The organism is Streptomyces sp. NPDC015144 (assembly GCF_043079735.1).
Taxonomy (GTDB): Bacteria; Actinomycetota; Actinomycetes; order Streptomycetales; family Streptomycetaceae; genus Streptomyces.
Genome location: NZ_JBIBUU010000010.1, coordinates 250,899 through 270,554, shown reverse-complemented (window position 1 = coordinate 270,554; position 19,656 = coordinate 250,899). Strand labels below are relative to the sequence as shown.

General features: G+C 74.2%; 17 protein-coding genes. 6 read left to right on the top strand and 11 right to left on the bottom strand.

Annotated features, from left to right (window positions below; genetic code table 11):
• A partial coding sequence (gene ilvC, locus ACF08W_RS19590; protein ID WP_392279968.1) for a ketol-acid reductoisomerase occupies positions 1–594 on the top strand: 594 nt, incomplete at its 5' end.
• A gap of 45 nt (positions 595–639) precedes the next feature.
• Here the strand turns inward: ilvC and ACF08W_RS19585 are convergent.
• The 6 genes from ACF08W_RS19585 to ACF08W_RS19560 all read right to left on the bottom strand — a co-directional run bounded on the left by ACF08W_RS19585 (position 640) and on the right by ACF08W_RS19560 (position 9,091).
• Positions 640–4,014: a pyruvate carboxylase gene (locus tag ACF08W_RS19585; protein WP_392279967.1), complete on the bottom strand. Its 3,375-nt coding sequence runs from the start codon at positions 4,012–4,014 to the stop codon at positions 640–642.
• Positions 4,015–4,138: 124 nt separating this feature from the next.
• On the bottom strand, positions 4,139–4,927 hold the full coding sequence (locus ACF08W_RS19580) for an SDR family oxidoreductase (protein ID WP_392279966.1): 789 nt from the start codon (positions 4,925–4,927) through the stop codon (positions 4,139–4,141).
• A 62-nt stretch (positions 4,928–4,989) separates the two neighbouring features.
• Entirely contained in the window at positions 4,990–6,060 is a 1,071-nt protein-coding gene (locus tag ACF08W_RS19575) for an acyl-CoA dehydrogenase family protein (RefSeq protein ID WP_392279965.1), read from the bottom strand.
• Between the two features lie 24 nt (positions 6,061–6,084).
• A complete protein-coding gene (locus tag ACF08W_RS19570; protein WP_392279964.1) occupies positions 6,085–7,074 on the bottom strand; it encodes an acyl-CoA dehydrogenase family protein in 990 nt (329 codons plus the stop codon).
• Positions 7,074–8,243 carry an acyl-CoA dehydrogenase family protein gene (locus tag ACF08W_RS19565; protein ID WP_385216623.1) on the bottom strand — a complete coding sequence of 390 codons (1,170 nt, stop codon included), beginning with the start codon at positions 8,241–8,243 and terminating at the stop codon, positions 7,074–7,076. The genes ACF08W_RS19570 and ACF08W_RS19565 overlap by 1 nt, the downstream gene beginning before the upstream one ends.
• On the bottom strand, positions 8,243–9,091 hold the full coding sequence (locus tag ACF08W_RS19560) for an enoyl-CoA hydratase (protein ID WP_352274247.1): 849 nt from the start codon (positions 9,089–9,091) through the stop codon (positions 8,243–8,245). Before ACF08W_RS19560 ends, ACF08W_RS19565 begins: the two co-directional genes overlap by 1 nt.
• A gap of 46 nt (positions 9,092–9,137) precedes the next feature.
• Between ACF08W_RS19560 and ACF08W_RS19555 the strand changes: the two genes are divergently transcribed.
• From ACF08W_RS19555 to ACF08W_RS19545, 3 genes are all read left to right on the top strand, one after another.
• The gene (locus tag ACF08W_RS19555; RefSeq protein ID WP_385216619.1) at positions 9,138–10,304 is read left to right on the top strand and encodes an acyl-CoA dehydrogenase family protein; all 1,167 of its coding nucleotides are present in this window, start codon (positions 9,138–9,140) and stop codon (positions 10,302–10,304) included.
• Positions 10,301–11,086, top strand: a complete 786-nt coding sequence (locus ACF08W_RS19550; protein ID WP_385216616.1) for an SDR family oxidoreductase — start codon at positions 10,301–10,303, stop codon at positions 11,084–11,086. Before ACF08W_RS19555 ends, ACF08W_RS19550 begins: the two co-directional genes overlap by 4 nt.
• Before the next feature lie 61 nt (positions 11,087–11,147).
• Complete coding sequence (locus ACF08W_RS19545) at positions 11,148–12,305, top strand: acetyl-CoA C-acetyltransferase (protein WP_392279963.1); 1,158 nt, start codon at positions 11,148–11,150, stop codon at positions 12,303–12,305.
• A 40-nt stretch (positions 12,306–12,345) separates the two neighbouring features.
• Here the strand turns inward: ACF08W_RS19545 and ACF08W_RS19540 are convergent, their stop codons facing one another.
• Genes ACF08W_RS19540 through ACF08W_RS19525 form a run of 4 tightly spaced genes read right to left on the bottom strand, consistent with a single transcriptional unit; the run spans position 12,346 to position 15,795 of the window.
• On the bottom strand, positions 12,346–13,392 hold the full coding sequence (locus ACF08W_RS19540; RefSeq protein WP_392279971.1) for an NAD(P)H-dependent flavin oxidoreductase: 1,047 nt from the start codon (positions 13,390–13,392) through the stop codon (positions 12,346–12,348).
• Positions 13,393–13,406: 14 nt separating this feature from the next.
• Positions 13,407–14,174, bottom strand: a complete 768-nt coding sequence (locus tag ACF08W_RS19535; protein ID WP_385216609.1) for a CoA-transferase subunit beta — start codon at positions 14,172–14,174, stop codon at positions 13,407–13,409.
• Entirely contained in the window at positions 14,171–15,019 is an 849-nt protein-coding gene (locus ACF08W_RS19530; RefSeq protein ID WP_392279970.1) for a CoA transferase subunit A, read from the bottom strand. Before ACF08W_RS19530 ends, ACF08W_RS19535 begins: the two co-directional genes overlap by 4 nt.
• Positions 15,020–15,033: 14 nt before the next feature.
• Positions 15,034–15,795, bottom strand: coding sequence for an enoyl-CoA hydratase family protein (locus ACF08W_RS19525; protein ID WP_392279962.1), 762 nt, complete (start codon positions 15,793–15,795; stop codon positions 15,034–15,036).
• Positions 15,796–15,933: 138 nt separating this feature from the next.
• Between ACF08W_RS19525 and ACF08W_RS19520 the strand changes: the two genes are divergently transcribed.
• Entirely contained in the window at positions 15,934–16,854 is a 921-nt protein-coding gene (locus ACF08W_RS19520; protein ID WP_392279961.1) for an SDR family oxidoreductase, read from the top strand.
• A gap of 43 nt (positions 16,855–16,897) precedes the next feature.
• Entirely contained in the window at positions 16,898–18,124 is a 1,227-nt protein-coding gene (locus ACF08W_RS19515; RefSeq protein ID WP_392279960.1) for an NADH:flavin oxidoreductase, read from the top strand.
• Here ACF08W_RS19515 and ACF08W_RS19510 read toward each other — a convergent pair.
• Positions 18,112–19,620: an amidase gene (locus ACF08W_RS19510; RefSeq protein WP_392279959.1), complete on the bottom strand. Its 1,509-nt coding sequence runs from the start codon at positions 19,618–19,620 to the stop codon at positions 18,112–18,114. The two genes, ACF08W_RS19515 and ACF08W_RS19510, sit on opposite strands and share 13 nt — an antisense overlap.
• Positions 19,621–19,656 lie beyond the last annotated feature (36 nt).

Genomic DNA, 19,656 nt, shown 5'->3' with positions numbered 1-19,656 from the left:
GTGCGGCGTCAGTACGAGGAGGGGCGCGGGGTTCCGTGCATCGTGGCGGTCGAGCAGGACCCCACGGGCAACGGACTGGCGCTGGCGCTGTCGTACGCGAAGGCGATCGGCGGGACGCGGGCCGGGGTCATCAAGACCACGTTCACCGAGGAGACCGAGACCGACCTGTTCGGTGAGCAGGCCGTTCTCTGCGGTGGTACGGCGGCGCTGGTGAAGGCCGGTTTCGAGACGCTGACCGAGGCGGGTTACCAGCCGGAGATCGCGTACTTCGAGTGCCTCCACGAGCTGAAGCTCATCGTGGACCTGATGTACGAGGGCGGTCTGGAGAAGATGCGCTGGTCGATCTCGGAGACCGCCGAGTGGGGCGACTACGTGACCGGGCCGCGGATCATCACGGACGCGACCAAGGCCGAGATGAAGAAGGTCCTCGCGGAGATCCAGGACGGCACCTTCGCGAAGAACTGGATGGCCGAGTACCACAACGGCCTGCCCAAGTACAACGAGTACAAGAAGGCCGACAGCGACCACCTCCTGGAGACCACCGGCCGCGAGCTGCGCAAGCTCATGAGCTGGGTCAACGACGAGGACGCGTAACACCCACGCCCCGGGGGCGGGCCCACCCGCCCGCCCCCCGGCCGCTCAGCCGATCTCCAGCAGGAGATCGCCCGCCTCGACCTGCTGGACGGAGCCGATCGCCAGCCGCCGCACGGTCCCGGCGGTCTGGGCGGTGATCGACGCCTCCATCTTCATCGCCTCGATGGTGGCCACGGTCTGACCGGCCGCCACCTGCGCCCCCTGCTCCACCTGGAGGGTGACGACCCCGGCGAACGGCGCCGCGACCTGTCCCGCGTCGCCCCGGTCCGCCTTCTCCGCCGCCTTCACCTCCGTGGCGACCGACCGGTCCCGCACCGACACCGGCCGCAACTGCCCGTTGAGCGTGGCCAGAACGCTCCGGAACCCGCGCTCGTCCGGCTCGGAGACGGCCTCCAGCTCGATCAGCAGCGTCACCCCCGGCTCCAGGGTCACGGTGTGCTCGGTCTCCGGCTCCAGCCCGTACAGGAAATCCCGGGTCGGCAGCACCGACGTGTCGCCGTACGCCTCCCGGTGCGCCTCGAACTCCTTGGTCGGGCCCGGGAAGAGCAGCCGGTTCAGCGTCGCGCGTGGCGACTTCCGCAGCCCCTCGCGGTCCTCCTCGGACAGCCGGGCCAACCGCTCCTTCGCCGGACGGCCCCGCAGCGCCCGGGTCCGGAACGGCTCGGGCCAGCCGCCGGGCGGATCGCCCAGCTCCCCGTGGAGGAAGCCGATCACGGAGTCCGGAACGTCGAACCGGCCCGGGTCGGCCTCGAAGTCCGCCGCCGTCACCCCCGCGCCCACCAGGTGCAGCGCCAGATCGCCCACCACCTTCGACGAGGGCGTCACCTTCACCAGCCGGCCGAGCATCCGGTCCGCCGCCGCGTAGCAGTCCTCGATCAGCTCGAACCGGTCGCCCAGACCGAGCGCGATGGCCTGCTGACGCAGATTGGACAGCTGCCCGCCGGGGATCTCGTGGCGGTAGATCCGGCCGGTCGGCGAGGTGAGCCCGGACTCGAACGGGGCGTACACCTTGCGGGTCGCCTCCCAGTACGGTTCCAGGTCGTTGACCGCCGCCAGCGACAGGCCCGTGGCCCGCTCGGTGTGGTCGGTGGCGGCCACCAGCGCCGACAGCGGGGGCTGACTGGTCGTCCCGGCCATCGAGGCGACCGCCGCGTCGACCGCGTCCACCCCCGCGTCGATCGCGGCGACCAGCGTGCCGAGCTGCCCGCCCGCGGTGTCGTGGGTGTGCAGATGGACCGGCAGGTCGAACCGCTCGCGCAACGCCGTGACCAGGGTGCGGGCGGCCGGCGGGCGCAGCAGCCCCGCCATGTCCTTGATGGCCAGCACATGGGCGCCCGCGTCCACGATCCGCTCGGCCAGCCGCAGGTAGTAGTCCAGGGTGTACAGGGTCTCGCCCGGGTCGGAGAGATCGGCGGTGTAGCAGAGCGCCACCTCGGCGAGCGAGGTGCCGGTGGCGCGCACCGCGTCGATCGCCGGGCGCATCTGGTCCACGTCGTTGAGGGCGTCGAAGATCCGGAAGATGTCCATCCCGCCCGCCGCGGCCTCGGCGACGAACGCCTCGGTGACCTCGGTGGGGTAGGGGGTGTAGCCGACCGTGTTGCGGCCGCGCAGCAGCATCTGGGTGCAGATGTTGGGCACCGCCTCCCGGAGCTTCACCAGCCGCTCCCACGGGTCCTCGGCCAGGAAGCGCAGTGCCACGTCGTAGGTGGCGCCGCCCCAGCATTCGAGGCTGAGCAGCTCCGGCGCGGTCCGCGCGACGTACGGTGCGACGGTCAGCAGGTCCCGGGTGCGCACCCGGGTGGCCAGCAGCGACTGGTGGGCGTCGCGGAACGTCGTGTCGGTTACGGCGAGGGCGGTCTGTGCGCGCAGCTCGGCGGCGAACGCCTCCGGGCCCAGGGCCGCGAGCCGCTGCCGGGAGCCGGCCGGCGGGGTGCCCGGCGGCAGCGGGGGCAGCTTGTCCGCCGGGTCGATCACGGCGGGGCGGGGCCCGTACGGGCGGTTGACGGTGGTCTCGGCGAGGTAGCCCAGCATGCGGCTGCCCCGGTCGGCCGACGGTCGGGCCCGGATCAGCTCCGGGTGCGCGTCGATGAAGCCGGTCGTGACGTGCCCCGCCCGGAAGTCGGGATGGTCCAGCACGGCGCCCAGGAACGGCAGGTTGGTCGCCACGCCCCGGATGCGGAACTCCGCGATGGCCCGCCGGGCCCGGCGGGCCGCGTTGGCGAAGTCGTGCCCGTGGCAGGTGAGCTTGACCAGCATCGAGTCGAAGTGCGCGGAGACCTCCGCACCGGTGTGGACGGTGCCGCCGTCCAGCCGGACCCCCGGGCCGCCGGGGGAGCGGTACGCGGAGATGGTGCCGGTGTCCGGCCGGAAGCCGTTCGCCGGGTCCTCCGTGGTGATCCGGCACTGGAGCGCCGTGCCGGTGAGGGTGATGTCGTCCTGGGTGAGGCGCAGTTGGGGCAGGGTCATGCCGGCGGCGATGCGCAGCTGGGCGATGACCAGGTCGCGCCCGGTGACCTGCTCGGTCACGGTGTGCTCCACCTGGATGCGCGGGTTCATCTCGATGAAGACGTGATGGCCGTCGCGGTCCACCAGGAACTCGACGGTGCCCGCGTTCACGTACCCGATGTGGCGGGCGAAGGCGACGGCATCGGCGCAGATCCGCTCCCGCAGCGCCGGGTCGAGGTGCGGGGCGGGCGCGATCTCGACGACCTTCTGGTGGCGGCGCTGCAACGAGCAGTCCCGCTCGTACAGATGCACCACGTTTCCCTCGGCGTCGGCGAGGATCTGCACCTCGATGTGGCGGGGGTCGATCACCGCCTGTTCCAGGAAGACCGTCGCGTCGCCGAACGCGGAGCGCGCCTCGCGCATGGCCGCGTCGATGGCCTCCCGCAGCTCCGCCGGTTCGGCGACCCGGCGCATGCCGCGCCCGCCGCCGCCCGCGACGGCCTTCACGAAGACCGGGAAGCCGATGCCGTCCGCCGCCGCCACGAGCGCGTCCACGTCCGTGGAGGGCTCGGAGGACTTCAGGACGGGCACCCCGGCCTCCCGGGCCGCCGCGACCGCCCGGGACTTGTTCCCGGTCAGGTGCAGCACCGGGGCGGGCGGGCCGACGAAGGTGATCCCGGCCTCCGTGCACGCCGCCGCGAGGTCCGGGTTCTCCGACAGGAAGCCGTAGCCGGGGTAGACCGCGTCGGCCCCCGCCCGGCGGGCCGCGCCGATCACCTCGTCCACCGAGAGGTAGGCGCGTACGGGATGGCCGCGCTCCCCGATCAGATAGGCCTCGTCGGCCTTGGCCCGGTGGAGCGAGTTGCGGTCCTCGTAGGGGAACACGGCGACGGTGGAGACGCCGAGCTCGAACGCCGCGCGAAAGGCGCGGATCGCGATCTCGCCACGGTTGGCGACCAGTACCTTCTCGAACATCGGACTCCCCAGTCGTGTCACGGGTGTGGCGTCAGGACGGGCGATGCGGTTCTCGGGCGCGAAGCGTTCGCCACCGTACCGGAGTCCCGCCCCGTTGATCGCGGACGCCTGCGTGACGTCGGCCTCACACCGCCCCGTCGGCCGCCCGCACCGCCAGGTAGCGGGCGGGGAACTCGCCGCCGCCGTGCACCGCCAGGTCCGCCCCGCTCACATGGCCGGACAGGCCGCTGGCGAGGAACAGGCAGGCCCGCGCCACGTCGTCCGGCTCGGCCAGCCGCCGCGTCGCGATCACCGCCGCCACCGCCGCCACCCCCTCCGCGCCGTAGACCGCCGCCGCGTCCGGGGTGCGGACCGGGCCCGTCGTGATGTGGTTCACCCGGACCGCGGGCGCCCACTCCAGCGCCAGCGCCCGGGTGAGGGCCAGCAGCCCCGCCTTGGCCGCCGAGTAGGCGGCGGTGCCGGGCTGCGGGTCGTGGGCGGAGACGCTGCCGATGTTGACGATCGCGCCCCCGCCCTCCTGGGCCCGCATGACGCGGCACGCCGCCTGCGACACGTAGAACGGAGCCAGCAGGTTGAGCGCGACGACCTTCTCCACGAACCGGGGCGAGACGGTGGCCGCGTCGGCGTCCGGCGAGCCGCCCGCGTTGTTGACCAGCACGTCGAGCCGGCCGTACCGCTCCACCGCCGCCGTCACCGGGGCCCCCGCCGCCACCGGGTCGCGTACGTCGGCCGGGACGAAGACCGCGGAGCGCCCCCCGGCCGACGGCGGGGCCCCGGGCGCGCTCCGGCCGCAGACCACCACCTCGGCCCCGGCGCCGAGGAACGCCTCCGCGATGGCAGCCCCGATGCCCCTGGTACCGCCGGTGACCAGCACCACCCGCCCCGTGAAGTCCCATCCGTCACCGGTGTCCATGCCGTGCGCCTCCTGCCCGAAAATACGCCGTCAGCCCGTCAGCCCGTCAGCCCGTCAGCCCGTCAGCCCGTCAGCCCGAGCCCGGCGGCGAGCCGCGCCCGGTGGTGCGCGGGCGCGCCGAACAGCTCGCCCGCTCCGTGCGCCCGCTTGAAGTAGCGGTGCGCATCGTGCTCCCAGGTGATCCCGATCCCGCCGTGCAGCTGGATCGTCTCGCCCGCCACCGCCGAGAACGCCTCGGAGCAGACGGACTTGGCGACGGCGGCCGCCCTCGGCAGCGCCGCCGGGTCGGTGTCGGCGGCGTACGCGGCCCCGAGCGCCGCCGAACGCGCCGACTCCACCAGGACGTAGGCGTCCGCCAGCCGGTGCTTCACCGCCTGGAACGAGCCGATGGGCCGCCCGAACTGGACCCGGTCACGGGCATGGGCGACGGTGAGCTCCAGACAGCGCGCGGCCGCGCCCGCCTGCTCCGCGGCGAGGGCCGCGCACGCCAGGTCCCGCACCCGCTCCAGGCACCGGCCGCCGTCGCCGTCCGCGCCCAGCAACCGCCCCTCGGCGCCGGTGAGCACCCATCGGGCCTGGGCCCGGGTGGTGTCCATCGTCACCACGGGCTCCCGGCGCACCCCGGCGGCGCCGGGCGCCACCTCGAAGAGCGAGAGCCCCGCCCCGGTCCGGGCAGCGACGACCAGGACGTCGATCTCCGGCCAGTCCAGGACGTGCTCCTTGACCCCGGTGAGCCGCCAGCCGTCTCCCGGGCCCGGCACCGCCGCCGCGCGGACCGCCGCCCCGTCCCAGGATCCGCCCTCGGCCCAGGCCAGGGCGCCCACCGAGGTGCCCTCGGCGAACCCGGGGAGCAGCCGCCCGCAGGCCGCCCGGTCACCGGTGGCCAGCAGCGCCCCGGCGGTGAGCACCGCCGAGCCGAGGAACGGTACCGGGCTCAGACACCCGCCCAGCTCCTCCATCACCACGTGGACGTCCCGGGCACCGCCGCCCAGCCCGCCGTGCTCCTCCGGAACGGTCAGCCCGGCCACGCCGATCTGCCCGGTCAACGGGGTCCACGCCGCGTCGCCCTGATGCTTCGTCAGCAGCGTGGCCACCGCCGACCTCAGCTGCTCCTGCTCCTCGGTCGGCCTCATCGGACCGCTCCTCCCCGCATCCGGTCAGGCACCTTCCAGGACCCGGGCCCGGCAGGCGGCCGGTGTGCCCCAGGCGTCGCGCAGCGGCCGGGCCTTGCGGATCCACAGCGACAGGTCCAGCTCGTCGGTGTAGCCCACCGCCCCGTGCAGTTGGAGGGCGGTGCGGGCCGCCCCGTACGCGGCCTCGCCCGCCGCGACCTTGGCCGCGGCGATCTCCCGGGCCGCCGCACCGTCGTCGGCGGCCAGCGCCAGCGCGGCGCCGTGCACCAGCGGCTCGGCGAACTCCAGGGCCAGCAGGGTGTCGGCCAGCCGGTGCTTGACCGCCTGGAAGGACCCGATCGCCGCCCCGAACTGGGTGCGCTGCTGGGCGTAGGCGACGGTACGGGTCAGCAGGGTGCGGCCGACCCCGAGCGCCTGGGCCGCCGTGAGGAGCGCCGCCACCCCGGCCGCGTACCCGGCGGCCCGGGTCACCGCCGGGCCCCGGGCCAGGACGGTCCCGCCCGTGGGCCGGGCCAGACGCCGCGCCGGATCGGCCGAGGGCTGCACGGGCCCCGCCCCGGCCGCGAGGCCCAACGCGTCGCCGTTTACCACGAGGACCGCCTCCGCCGCGTCGGCGTCCAGGGCGTACGGGCTCAGCACGGTCAGACAGAGCGACAGCTCCGACGCCCCCGAGGCGACCCGGGGCAGCCACTCGGCGGCCGGCCCCTCGTCGCCGAGCCGGCCGAGCAGGGCCGCCGCCGCGACCGTCTCGACCAGCGGCCCGGGTACGGCGTGCCGCCCCAGCACCTCGAAGGCGACGGCCAGCTCCAGCGGCAGCGGGCCGAGCCCGTCGTGCTCGGGCGCCACCGCCAGCGCGAACAGCCCGGCCTCGGCGAGCCCGTCCCGCAGCTCCCGCCCCGGTTTGTGGTCCCCGGCCGCCCAGGACCGGACCGCGGCCGGGACGTCGCCGGAGGCGAGCCGCGCATCGAGGGAGCGGGCGAACTCCCGCTGCTCGGCGTCGAGGAGGAAGCGCATCAGCGGCGTCCCTTCGGCAGGCCGAGCAGCCGCTCGGCGACGATGTCGCGCTGGATCTCGTTGGTGCCCGCGTAGACCGGACCGGCCAGCGAGAAGGTGTACCCCTCCGCCCAGCCGCCGGGCGGGGCGTCCGCCGCGTGGTCGGCGAGTTCGCCGTACGGGCCCAGCAGGTCGAGCGCCGTCTCGTGGAGCGCGATGTCCAGCTCGGACCAGTAGAGCTTGTTGAGGCTGGAGGCTGCGGCCGGGGCGTCCTCGCCGTGCAGCACCCGGGAGGCGCCCGCGTAGGAGAACAGCCGGTAGGCGCGGGCCGCGATCACCGCGTCGGCGACCCGGTCGCGCAGCGCCGTGTCCCCGGGGTCGCCGTGGGCCCGCCACAGCGCGGTCAGCCGTTCGGCGGCGGCCGTGAACCGGCCGGGGCTGCGCAGGGTCAGCCCGCGCTCGTTGCCGGTGGTGCTCATCGCCACCCGCCAGCCCTGCCCCGGCTCGCCGATCACGTCCGCGTCCGGGACGAACACCCCGTCCAGGAAGAGCTCGGCGAAGGCGGGCTTCCCGTCGAGCCGCCCGATGGGCCGCACCGTGACCCCCTCCGCGTCCAGCGGGAACATCAGATACGTCAGCCCCCGGTGCGGCCGGTCCGCGTCCGGGTCGCTGCGGAAGAGGCCGAACGCCCGGTCGGCGAAGGCGGCCCGGGAGGACCAGGTCTTCTGGCCGTGGAGCAGCCAGCCGCCGTCGGCCCGTACGGCCGTCGAGCGCAGCGAGGCCAGGTCCGAGCCGGCCTCCGGCTCCGACCACGCCTGCGCCCAGACGAGTTCGCCGCTCGCCGTCGGGGGCAGCAGCCGGGCCCGCTGCTCGTCGGTGCCGTACTCGAAGAGGGTGGGGGCCAGCAGATTGATCCCGTTCTGGCCGACCCGGCCGGGCGCCCCGGCCGCGTAGTACTCCTCCTCGAAGAGCAGCCAGCGCAGCAGCGAGGCGCCGCGCCCGCCGTACTCCTCGGGCCAGGAGACCACCGACCAGCGGTCCGCGGCCAGTACGGCCTCCCACTCCCGGTGGGCGGCGAAGCCCTCGGCGGTCTCCAGGGACGGCAGGGGGACGGCGGGGACGTGCGCGGCCAGCCAGGCGCGGGCCTCGTCGCGGAACGCCTCGTCGGCGGCGTCGAGAGCGAGGTCCATCAGGAGCCCGCCTTCTTCATCGCCCGGATGTCCATGCCGCCGAGCGCGTCGGAGGCGGTTTCGGCGTTGTGGGCGTGGGCCAGGTGGTGCAGGCCGAACACCGAGTCCATCCCGGTGTGCATCCCCTGGAGGTCCTCGGCCTGGTTGACGGCGCGCTTGGTCAGGGCCAGGCCCATCCGCGGCATCTCGGCGATGCGCAGCGCCAGCTCCCTCGTGCGCTCGGCCAGTTCCTCCCGGGGCACGACCCGGTTGACCATGCCGACCTCGTACGCCCGTTGCGCGCTCATCCGGTCGCCGGTGAAGAGGAACTCCTTGGCGATCCTCGGCGGCATCACCCAGGGGTGGGCGAAGTACTCGACCCCGGGGATGCCCATCCGGACCACCGGGTCGGCGAAGAAGGCGTCCTCGCTCGCCACGATCAGGTCGCAGATCCAGGCGAGCATCAGCCCCCCGGCCACACACGCGCCCTGCACCGAGGCGACGACCGGCTTCGGCAGCTCCCGCCAGCGGCGGCACATGCCCAGGTACACCTCGGACTCGCGGGCGAAGCGGCTCTCCGCGCCCGCCTTGTCCGAGTGGTCCCACCAGAGCCCGGCCCGGCGCTCGAAGGGGAGGTGCGCGTCCCGCTCGGGGGTGCCGATGTCGTGCCCGGCGGAGAAGTGCCTGCCCGCCCCGGCCAGGACGACGGCCTTCACCTCGTCGTCCTCCGCCGCGCGGTAGAACGCCCGGTCCAGGGCGTAGGTCATCGCGGAGTTCTGGGCGTTGCGGTAGTCGGGCCGGTTCATGGTCACCGTGGCGACCGGGCCCCGCGTCTCGTAGCGCACCGGCTCGTCGTGGGCAGTGGACATCCGCCCCTCCTTCCCTAACAAGTGTTTGGTAGATTAACGTACCGTCATGAGCAGCGTCGAGGCGTTCCGCACCGAGATCCGCGGCTGGCTGGCCGCCAACCTCACCGGTTCCTTCGCGGACCTGCGCGGCCGCGGCGGACCCGGGCGCGAGCACGAGGCGTTCGACGAACGCCTGGGCTGGGAGCGGCACATGGCGGCCGCCGGCTGGACGTGCGTGGGCTGGCCCGAGGAGTACGGCGGGCGCGGCGCGAGCATCGAGCAGCAGATCGCCTTCCACGAGGAGTACGCCCTGGCCGACGCCCCGGCCCGGGTCAACCACATCGGCGAGCAACTGCTCGGGCCGACGCTGGTGGCCTTCGGCACCCCCGCGCAGCGGGCCAGGTTCCTGCCGCCGATCGCCGCCGTCCAGGAGCTGTGGTGCCAGGGTTACAGCGAGCCGGACGCCGGCTCCGACCTGGCGAACGTACGGACCAGGGCCGAGCGGGACGGCCCCGACTGGGTCGTCACCGGACAGAAGATCTGGACGTCGATGGCCCACGAGGCCCAGTGGTGCTTCGTGGTCGCCCGCACCGAGCCCGGCTCGACGCGCCACCACGGCCTGTCCTACCTGCTGGTCCCGCTGGACGGCCCCGGGGTGGAGATCCGGCCGATCACCCAGCTCACCGGCGACCACGAGTTCAACGAGGTCTTCTTCGACGGCGCCCGCACGCGCGCCGAGCACGTCGTGGGGGAGCCGGGCGACGGCTGGCGCGTCGCCATGGCCACTCTCGGCTTCGAGCGCGGCGTCTCCACCCTGGGCCAGCAGGTCGGCTTCCGGCGCGAACTGGAGGCCCTCGTCGCCCTGGCCCGGCGCAACGGCGCGGCGAAGGACCCGCTCGTCCGCGACCGGCTCGCCCGCGCCTGGACCGGGCTGGAGACCATCCGCTGGAACGCCCTGCGGATGCTCGACGGCGTCGCGGCCGGCGCGCCCGGCCCCGAGGCGTCCATCGGCAAGATCTTCTGGGCCACCTGGCACCGGGAACTGGGCGAACTCGCCATGGCCGTCCTGGGCGCCGGAGGCATGACCGCCGCCGAGGCCCCGTACGGACTCGACCGGTGGCAGCGGCTGTTCCTCTTCTCCCGCGCCGACACCATCTACGCCGGGTCCAACGAGATCCAGCGGAACATCATCGCCGAGCGCGTCCTCGGCCTGCCGAAGGAGCCCCGCCCGTGACCCACCGGCCGACCTACGTACCGGGCCACTCCCTCCTGGACGGCCGCACCGCGGTGATCACCGCCGCCGCGGGCGCCGGGATCGGCGGCGCGACCGCCCGCCGGTTCCTGGAGGAGGGGGCGAGGATCGTCATCGGCGACGCCCACGAGCGCCGCCTGGCCGAGAGCGCCGCCGCGCTCGCCGGGGAGTTCGGCGCGGACCGGGTCGCCGCCCTGCCCTGCGACGTCACCGACCAGGACCAGGTCGACGCCCTCTTCGCGTACGCCGCCGAACGCCACGGCGGCCTCGACGTCGTCGTCAACAACGCGGGCCTCGGCGGCACCGCCGATCTCGTCGACATGACCGACGAGCAGTGGACGAAGGTCCTCGACGTCACCCTGGGCGGCACCTTCCGCTGCACCCGCACCGCCCTGCGCCACCTCAGGGACGGCGGCAACGGCGGGGTCGTCGTCAACAACGCCTCGGTCGTCGGCTGGCGCGCCCAGCGCGGCCAGGCCCACTACGCCGCCGCCAAGGCCGGGGTCATGGCCCTCACCCGGTGCGCCGCCCTGGAGGCCGCCGACTTCGGGGTACGCGTCAACGCCGTCGCCCCGAGCCTGGCCATGCACCCGCACCTGGTGAAGGTCACCACCCCGGAACTGCTCGCCGAACTCACCGGGCGCGAGGCGTACGGCCGGTACGCCGAGCCCTGGGAGGTCGCCAACGTCATCGTCTTCCTGGCCAGCGGCTACTCCGCGTACATGACCGGGGAGACCGTCTCCGTCAGCAGCCAGCGGGCGTGAAGCCCAGGGCGGGTCCGCCCGTTACCCGACACACCACCCACTCTCCCGTGGAGGAGCAGTCATGGCCGAGGCCTACATCGTCGAAGCGGTACGCACCCCGGTCGGCCGCCGCAGGGGCGGACTCGCCGCCGTCCACCCCGCCGACCTCGGCGCCCACGTCCTCAAGGCGCTGGTGGAGCGCGCCGGCGTCGACCCGGCCGCCGTCGACGACGTCGTGTTCGGCTGCCTGGACACCGTCGGCCCGCAGGCCGGGAACATCGCCCGCACCGCCTGGCTCGCCGCGGGCCTCCCCGAGGAGGTGCCCGGCACCACCGTCGACCGGCAGTGCGGCTCCTCCCAGCAGGCCGCCCACTTCGCCGCCCAGGGCGTCCTCTCCGGCACCCAGGACCTGGTCGCCGCGGGCGGCACCCAGAACATGTCCATGATCCCCATCGCCTTCGCCTCCCGCCAGGCCGCCGACCCCCTCGGGCTCACCGAGGGCCCCTACGCGGGCTCCGAGGGCTGGCGCGCCCGCTACGGCGACGCACCCGTCAACCAGTTCCACGGCGCCGAACTCATCGCCCGGAAGTGGGACATCACCCGCGAGGCCATGGAGGAGTTCGCCCTGCGCTCGCACCAGCGGGCGGCGCGCGCCATCGACGAGGGCCGCTTCGACCGGGAGACCGTCCCGTACGGCGAGGTGACGGTGGACGAGGGGCCGCGCCGGGACACCACCGTCGAGAAGATGGCCGCCCTGAAACCGGTGGTCGAGGGCGGTCTGCTCACCGCCGCCGTCTCCTCGCAGGTCTCCGACGGCGCCTCCGCGCTGCTCATCGCGTCGGAACGGGCCGTCGCGGAGCACGGACTGACCCCCCGGGCCCGCGTCCACCACCTCTCGGTGCGCGGCGAGGACCCGATCCGGATGCTCTCCGCGCCCATCCCGGCGACCGCGCACGCCCTGAAGAAGACCGGCATGTCCATCCACGACATGGACCTGGTTGAGATCAACGAGGCGTTCGCCCCGGTCGTCCTGGCCTGGCTGAAGGAGACCGGCGCCGACCCGGACCGGGTCAACGTCAACGGCGGCGCCATCGCGCTCGGCCACCCGCTCGGCGCCACCGGCACCCGGCTGATGACCACCCTGCTGCACGAACTGGAGCGCACCGGCGGCCGCTACGGCCTCCAGACCATGTGCGAGGGCGGCGGCCTCGCCAACGTCACCGTCATCGAACGCCTCTGACCGCTCCGGCGCCCTCGGGGAACGCCGGAGCGGGCCGTTCTCAGAGGGCGCCGAGCTCCTTCAGCGCCGCCCGCGCCTCCGCCATGATCCGCTCGACCAGCTCCGCGCAGGACGGCAGGTCCCCGATCACCCCCGCCACCTGACCCGAGGCCATCACCCCGAGATCGGTACGCCCCTCGACCAGGGCGGCCTTGAGCAGCATCGGGGTGTTGGCGGCCAGCAGCACCTGGCTCCAGGTCAGCTCCTTGCCGTGCTTCATCGCCAGCCCGTCCCGGACCAGCCGGGGCCAGCTCGTCCCCGACTCCCTGCGGAAGGCGGCCGCGTGCCGCACCGCCCGCAGCAGCGAGGCCGCCCGGCCCGAGCGCTCCAGGGCGTCGACCATGGGGGTGCGCAGCATCCGGTGCGGCAGCCCGTCGAGCCGGTCCGTCACCGTGACGTCCTTGACCGAGGCGGCCAGGTAACGCGCCTTGACCGGGTCCGGGACGGTGCTGTCGGAGGTGAGCAGGAAGCGCGTGCCCATCCCGATCCCGGCCGCCCGGTAGGCGAGCGCGGCGACCAGCCCCCGGCCGTCGTGGAAACCGCCCGCCGCGACGACCGGGATGTCCACGGCGTCCACGACCTGGGGGAGCAGCACGGTGGTGGCCACGTTCCCGGTGTGTCCGCCGCCCTCCCCGCCCTGCACCATCACCGCGTCGGCCCCCCACGCGGCGACCTTCTCCGCGTGCCGCCGGGCCCCCACGGACGGCATGACGACGACCCCCGCGTCCTTGAGCCGGGCGATCAGCTCCTTCGACGGGGCGAGCGCGAACGACGCCACCCGGACCCCCTCGTCGATCATGATCCGGACCCGCTCGGCGGCGTCCCCCGCGTCCGCCCGCAGATTGACGCCGAACGGCGCGTCCGTGCGGGACTTCACCTCCCGGACCGCGGCGCGCAACTGCTCGACGGTCATCGTCGCCGAGGCCAGGATGCCGAGCGCGCCCGCGTTCGCGGTGGCGGAGACCAGCCGGGGACCGGCCACCCAGCCCATCCCCGTCTGCACGATCGGGTACCGCACCCCGGTCAGCTCGGTGAGCGCGGTCGGCAGCGGCGCGGGCCCGGTCATGCCGGCACCTCGCGCCCGCGCAGCCCGTCCGGGTCGAGGACCTCCCGGATCAGCCGCAGCTCCGCCCCGGTGGGCTCCCGGGTGAACGGGACCTCGGCGGGGACCGTGAGGGCGAAGCCGGTGGCGGCGGCGACCTGTTCGACGCTCACCCCCGGGTGCAGGGAGCGCAGCCGCATCGTCCGGTCGGGCGTCTCGAAGTCGAAGACCCCCAGATCGCTGATGACCTCGGGGATGCGGTGGTACCGGCTCGCGGCCGGACCGGCTTGCGCGGCCCGGTCGTAGCCGACCCCGCTGACCATGTCGACCCGCTCCACGAAGACCCGCGGCGAATGCCTCGGGATCCAGTAACTCGTCGGGTTGTTCAGGGTGTTGACGGGGGCGCCGCGCACCCCGAGCAGTTGCCGCGCGGGCCGGGCCCAGTCGCCGATGCAGGAGATGTTCTGGTTGCCGTACCGGTCGATCTGGCTGGCGCCCATCATCACGTGGCGCCGCCCGGTGGCGGTGAGCGTCAGATGCTGTCGGAACGGCAGCCACCCCTCGACGCTCCCCGGGGCCGTCCCCATCGCCGGGGTGTCGCCCATCAGCAGCGCCTCCCCGTCGGTCAGCAGCAGCGCGGGGGAGAAGGTGAGCCGCGCCAGCCGCGCCCCGATGGCCGGGACGGTGCCCATCGGGCTGGCGAGGACCTCGCCCGCGCCGCGCCACGCCTCGGCGCAGGCCACCACGCAGTACTCCGCCCGGCTCGGCGGTGCGACGACGGTGCTCATGCTTCCTCCTGGTGGAACGCGGCGACGGCGGACTGGTAGGCGGCCTCGTCCCCGGACAGGAACCGTGCGACGAAGGCGGGCCACGCCTCCGGATCGCGGGCGGCCCGGACGTAGGCGCGCTGGAAGGCCTCGTCCCGGTCGTGGTCGGGCACGCAGGAGGTGAAGTGCGCACCGTTCGGCGTCTCGATCACCCCGGTCACGAACGGCCGCTTGACCAGCAGGGTCTGCGGGCCGTGCTCCTTCAGCAGCTCCGAGGTCTCCACGATCCGCTCGCAGGAGACGTACGCCTGGTCGGCGGCCTCGCAGAACAGGTCGTCGAAGTACGGATCGGGGCCCAGGTACTGCCCGTTGCCCTGGGCGTCCGCCCGGTTGAGGTGGACCAGCGCCGCGTCCATCCGCAGCGCGGGCGCCGCGACCAGCACCTCCCCGTCGTCGTACGGCGAGGTGACCGTGCGCAGCGCCGGGTTGACCTTCATCAGGTCCGAGCCCAGCCCCGCCCGTACCGGCATGAACGGCAACCGCTGCGCGCCCGCCGTCAGCCCCCACATCAGCATCGCCTCGTCCAGCTCGGCCATCTCGAACGCGCCGCGCTGGCGGGCCGCCGTGAAGTGCGGCTCCAGCGGGACCGAGTCCAGCGTCCCGAACGCCGTGACCAGTTTCCGGATCCGGCCCGCCGCGGCCAGCAGCCCGACATCGGGACCGCCGTACGACACCACGGTCAGGTCCGTGACGTCCGACCGCAGCAGCGCCCGGACCAGCGCCATCGGCTTGCGGCGCGAACCCCAGCCGCCGATGCCGACCGTCATGCCGCTCTCCAGCCGGCCGGCCACCTCGTCGGCCGTCATCCTCTTGTCCTGGCTCACGCGCCCCGCTCCTTGTCCGCGTCCGTGCCGAAGGTGTCGCGCACCCGCCCGGCGACACCGCTGAGGTTGGCCTCGAAGGTGAAGCCCTGTTCGAAGCGGTAGCTGCGGCGTACGTCGACCGGGTCGATGCCGTTGATGGCGGCCTTGGCCAGCCGGATCAGCGAGCCGTCCTTCGCGGCGATCTCCCGGGCCAGCTCCAGGGCGGCCCCGGCCAGCCGTTCGCGCGGGACGACGCGCCACACCGAACCGTGCCCGTGCAGCTCCCGGGCCGTCACGGTGCGCGAGGTGTAGTACAGGGCCCGCATCAGGTGCGCCGGGACCAGCCGGGCCAGATGGGTGGCCGCGCCGAGCGCGCCCCGGTCCAGCTCCGGCAGCCCGAAGACCGCGTCCTCGCTGGCCACGATCGCGTCCGCGTTGCCCACCAGGCCGATGCCGCCGCCGAGGCAGAAGCCGTGCACGGCGGCGACCACCGGGACCTCGCACTCGTAGACCGCGGCGAACGCCTCGAAGCATCCCCGGTTGGCCCCGAGGAGCGCGTCGTGCCCCTCCGCGCGCTGCATCTCCTTGATGTCCACGCCCGCGTTGAAGCCGCGTCCCTGGGCGCCGAGGACCACGCACCGGATCTGCGGATCGGCCCCGGCGGCGCGCACCGCGGCGGCGAGGTCGTACCAGCCGCGTACCGGCAGGGCGTTGACCGGAGGGAAGTCGACGGTGACGACGGCGACGCCCTCTTCCGGGGCGGAGGTGGAGACACCCATGAGCAGATCAGCTACCTTTCCACCTAACGTTTGTTTGGTTCAACGTAGCAGTGATACGGACACCGCGGGAGGGCACCGCCCGCTTCGGCGGGCGCCCGCTCCGGCCGCCGGACCCCGCCCAGCGAAAGGACCTCCGCCATGAGCTCACCGACCGCCCTGTGCGCCGGACGCGTCGCCGTCGTCACCGGCGCGGGCCGCGGACTCGGCCGCGCCCACGCCCTGGCCCTCGCCGCCGAGGGCGCCCGGGTCGTGGTCAACGACCTCGGCGTCGGCCTCGACGGTTCGGGCGGCGCCACCGCACCCGCCCAGCAGGTCGTCGAGGAGATCCGCGCGGCCGGCGGCGAGGCCGTCGCACACTGCGCGGACATCGCCACCGCCGAGGGCGCCGCCTCCCTCGTCGCGACCGCGCTCGACGCCTTCGGCGGGCTCGACACCCTGGTCAACAACGCCGGCTTCCTCCGCGACCGGATGCTGGTCAACCTGGACGAGGACGACTGGGACGCGGTGACCCGGGTCCATCTCAGGGGCCACTTCCTGCCGCTCAAACACGCCGCGGCGCACTGGCGGTCGGAGGCGAAGGCGGGCCGGGTGCCCGAGGCCCGGGTCGTCAACACCTCGTCCGGGGCCGGGCTGCTGGGCAGCGTCGGCCAGGTCTGCTACTCCGCCGCCAAGGCCGGGATCGTCGCCCTGACCCTGGTGGCCGCCGCCGAACTCGGCCGCTACGGGGTCCAGGTCAACGCGATCGCCCCGGCCGCCCGCACCCGGATGACCGAGGAGACCTTCGCCGCGACCATGGCGGCGCCCGCCGCGGGCGCGTTCGACGCGATGGCCCCGGAGAACGTCTCGCCGCTCGTCGCCTGGCTCGGCTCGGCCGCCAGCGCCGGGGTCAGCGGCCGGGTCTTCGAGGCCGAGGCCGGACGGATCACGGTGATGGAGGGCTGGCGCCCCGGCCCCACCGCGGACAAGGGCGCCCGGTGGAGCCCGGCCGAGGCGGGGGAGGCCGCCACCGCACTGCTCGCCCGGGCCGAACCGCCGCAGCCGGTGTACGGGGCGCGCTGAAACGTATCCCCGTACGTCCCGACGCACCGAGGAGGAACCGTCCATGACCACCACCGAGGTACCCGACGTCCTGGCCCCCGCCCGGCTGGGCCCGGTCCGGCTCCGCAACCGGGTCATCAAGGCAGCCACCTACGAGGGTCTCGGCCACCGCTCCCTGGTCACCCGGGACCTGGTCGACTTCCACGTCGCCTACGCGCGCGGCGGCGTCGGCATGACCACCGTCGCCTACTGCGCCGTCAGCCGGGACGGGCGCACCGACCGGCACCAGATCCACTGGACCGACGAGGCCCTGCCCGGACTGCGCGCCCTCACCGAAGCCGTGCACGCCGAAGGCGCCGCCGTCGCCGCGCAGATCGGCCACGCCGGCCCCGTCGCCGGAGCCCGCGCCAACCGGGCCCCCGCCCTCGCCCCGTCCGCCTTCTTCCACACCACCGCCTTCACCCGGGCCCGGGAGGCGTCCCCCGACGACATCCGGCGCATCACCGAGGCGCACGCCGAGGCCGCCCGCCGCGCCGCCGCCACGGGCTTCGACGCCGTCGAGGTCCACCTGGGCCACAACTACCTGGCCAGCTCCTTCCTCAGCCCCCGCATCAACCGCCGCACCGACCGCTACGGCGGCAGTCTGGAGAACCGGGCCAGATTCGCCCGGGAGATCATGCGCGCCATCCACGACGCGGTCGGCGGCCGGATCGCCGTCCTCGCCAAGATGAACATGGACGACGGAGTGCCCGGCGGCTTCTGGCTCGACGAGGCCATCGCGGTGGCCCGGTGGCTGGAGGAGGACGGCACCGTCGACGCCCTGGAGATGACCGCGGGCAGCTCCCTGCTCAACCCGATGTACCTCTTCAAGGGCGACGCCCCGCTCCACGAGTTCGCCGCGGTCATGCCCCAACCCGCCCGGCTCGGGGTGAAGGCGGTCGGCGGCCGGTTCCTGCGCAGCTACCCCTACCGGGACGCCTACCTGCTGGAGGACGCCCGGCAGATCCGCGCCGCCGTGAAGCTGCCGATGATCCTGCTCGGCGGTATCACCACGAAACCGGTCATGGACCGGGCGATGCGCGAGGGCTTCGGATTCGTGGCCATGGCCCGCGCCCTGCTCCGCGAACCCGACCTGGTCAACCGGCTCCGCGAGGACGCCGCCACCCCGTCCCTCTGCATCCACTGCAACAAGTGCATGCCCACCAACTTCACCGGCACCCGCTGCGTCCTCGTCGACCGCACCACCACCCGCGGCGCCACCTGGGGCAGCCCCGAGGGCTACGTGGGCTGACCGGCACCCGACGCCCCCCGGGCTCCGGCACGGGCCTCCGGGCCCTGTTCCGGTGCCCGGAAGCCACCGATCTCCCGCTCCAGCAGCTCGGCCAGCCGCAGCGGAGTGCGGTCCTCGAACATCGGACCGATGATCTGCACTCCCACCGGCAGCCCCTCCGGCGACCGGCCCGCCGGCACGGCGGTGGCGGGCAGACCGGGCATCGTGGCCAGCCCGGCCCAGACGAACTGGTCGACGTACGGGTACGCGACGCCGTCGATGTCGAGCCGACGCTTCAGCAGGTCGGGTTCGTGGTCGTGCGGGAACGCGGGAGTGGGCGTGACGGGGCACACCACGGCGTCGAACTCGGCGAACAGCCGCCGCCAGCCGTGGCGGTGGAGCTCGCGCAGACCGTTCAGCTCGAGCCAGTCGCTGTGGCTGAGCACCATGCCGCGCAGCCGCGCCGCGTCGAGGCTCTCGTCGTCCGCGCCCAACCGGGCTGCGCGGGCCCGCAGTTGTTCGTACGCCTCGACGGGAAAACGCGCGACGGAACCCGAGAACAGGAACTTCGTGTAGAGCACCGCGGCCTCGGCCAGACCGGGCAGCAGCGGACTGTCCCGCTCGACGCGGGCACCGCCACCCGCCAGCGCGTCGGCCACCCGGCCCACGGCCGCCCGCACGGCGGCCCCGGTCGGGATGAGCGGATGCTCCTCCAGGACCAGGACCCGGAAGTCGCCGAGCCGTTCATGGCGCGCGGGCGGCAGCGACAGACCGTACGCCGCGCCGAGCGTCAGCGGGTCCGGCCCGGCCATGACGTCGAGCAGGAGCGCGAGATCGCGGGCGCTGCGCGCCATAGGGCCGACGACGGCGAGGTCGTGCTCGACCGGCAGCGCCGGACCGGGCGGCGGGACCATGCCACGGGCCGCCACCAGCCCGAGCGTCGGCTTGTGCGCGTAGACGCCGCAGAAGTGCGCGGGGGTGCGCAGCGAACCGGCGAGGTCGGAGCCGATGGACAGCGCACCGAATCCGGACGCCAGGGCCGCCGCCGAGCCGCCGGAGGAGCCGCCCGACGTACGGCGGTGGTCCCACGGGTTGGTGGTGGTGCCGTAGATCTCGTTGAAGGTCTGGATGTCCTGCAGCCCGACGGGCACGTTGGTCTTGCCGAGCACCACCGCGCCCGCGGCCCTGAGCCGGGACACCTGCACCGCGTCCTCGGCCGGTACGAAGTCCCGGTGCTGCGGCAGGCCCCAGGTCGTGGGCAGCCCCGCGATGTCGTACGACTCCTTGACCGTCACCGGGATGCCCAGCAGCGGCCGGTCCTCACCGCGGGCCCGCGCCCGGTCGGCGTCGCACGCGGCGGCCCGCGCCCGGGCGAAGTCCGGCACACAGATCGCGTTGACCACCTCGTCGTCCCGTTCGATACGGGCGATCGCCTCGTCGGTCAGCTCCGCCGACGTCACGTCACCGGCCCGCAGGGCAGCCGTGAGTTGTCCCGCCGTCAAAAGATTCAGCTCCATGAATCCGACCGTAGGGGCAGGGGGGAGGGGGCACGA

What these genes read in the sequence shown, in the direction of transcription:
- ACF08W_RS19560 (WP_352274247.1), bottom strand. Translation starts at nt 9,091, where the DNA reads ATGTCCACTGCCCACGACGAGCCGGTGCGCTACGAGACGCGGGGCCCG.
- ACF08W_RS19565 (WP_385216623.1), bottom strand. Translation starts at nt 8,243, where the DNA reads ATGGACCTCGCTCTCGACGCCGCCGACGAGGCGTTCCGCGACGAGGCC.
- ACF08W_RS19545 (WP_392279963.1), top strand. Translation starts at nt 11,148, where the DNA reads ATGGCCGAGGCCTACATCGTCGAAGCGGTACGCACCCCGGTCGGCCGC.
- ACF08W_RS19530 (WP_392279970.1), bottom strand. Translation starts at nt 15,019, where the DNA reads ATGACGGCCGACGAGGTGGCCGGCCGGCTGGAGAGCGGCATGACGGTC.
- ACF08W_RS19525 (WP_392279962.1), bottom strand. Translation starts at nt 15,795, where the DNA reads ATGGGTGTCTCCACCTCCGCCCCGGAAGAGGGCGTCGCCGTCGTCACC.
- ACF08W_RS19580 (WP_392279966.1), bottom strand. Translation starts at nt 4,927, where the DNA reads ATGGACACCGGTGACGGATGGGACTTCACGGGGCGGGTGGTGCTGGTC.
- ACF08W_RS19535 (WP_385216609.1), bottom strand. Translation starts at nt 14,174, where the DNA reads ATGAGCACCGTCGTCGCACCGCCGAGCCGGGCGGAGTACTGCGTGGTG.
- ACF08W_RS19515 (WP_392279960.1), top strand. Translation starts at nt 16,898, where the DNA reads ATGACCACCACCGAGGTACCCGACGTCCTGGCCCCCGCCCGGCTGGGC.
- ACF08W_RS19575 (WP_392279965.1), bottom strand. Translation starts at nt 6,060, where the DNA reads ATGAGGCCGACCGAGGAGCAGGAGCAGCTGAGGTCGGCGGTGGCCACG.
- ACF08W_RS19585 (WP_392279967.1), bottom strand. Translation starts at nt 4,014, where the DNA reads ATGTTCGAGAAGGTACTGGTCGCCAACCGTGGCGAGATCGCGATCCGC.
- ACF08W_RS19510 (WP_392279959.1), bottom strand. Translation starts at nt 19,620, where the DNA reads ATGGAGCTGAATCTTTTGACGGCGGGACAACTCACGGCTGCCCTGCGG.
- ACF08W_RS19520 (WP_392279961.1), top strand. Translation starts at nt 15,934, where the DNA reads ATGAGCTCACCGACCGCCCTGTGCGCCGGACGCGTCGCCGTCGTCACC.
- ACF08W_RS19570 (WP_392279964.1), bottom strand. Translation starts at nt 7,074, where the DNA reads ATGCGCTTCCTCCTCGACGCCGAGCAGCGGGAGTTCGCCCGCTCCCTC.
- ACF08W_RS19555 (WP_385216619.1), top strand. Translation starts at nt 9,138, where the DNA reads ATGAGCAGCGTCGAGGCGTTCCGCACCGAGATCCGCGGCTGGCTGGCC.